At 49.8% G+C, this 231-nt stretch carries 1 rRNA gene; it reads right to left on the bottom strand.

What is annotated here, in order from left to right:
* Positions 1-231 (bottom strand): 23S ribosomal RNA (locus tag ACY2RT_RS15770); the annotation flags it as partial.

The following is a 231-nucleotide window of genomic DNA, read 5'->3' as shown; positions in this document are numbered from 1 at the left end:
TCCCTCTATAAAACTAACACAACGCTGCACCTAAATGCATTTCGGGGCGTACGAGCTATTTCCGAGTTTGATTGGCATTTCACCCCTAACCACAGGTCATCCCAAGACTTTTCAACGTCAACGGGTTCGAGCCTCCACTATGTGTTACCACCGCTTCACCCTGCCCATGGGTAGATCACACGGTTTCGCGTCTACTACTCCTAACTATGGCGCCCTATTCAGACTCGCTTT

The organism is Ulvibacter sp. 2210JD10-4 (assembly GCF_058148525.1).
The sequence above is the reverse complement of the archived record's forward strand: the minus strand, read 5'-3'. Positions and strand labels throughout refer to the sequence as shown.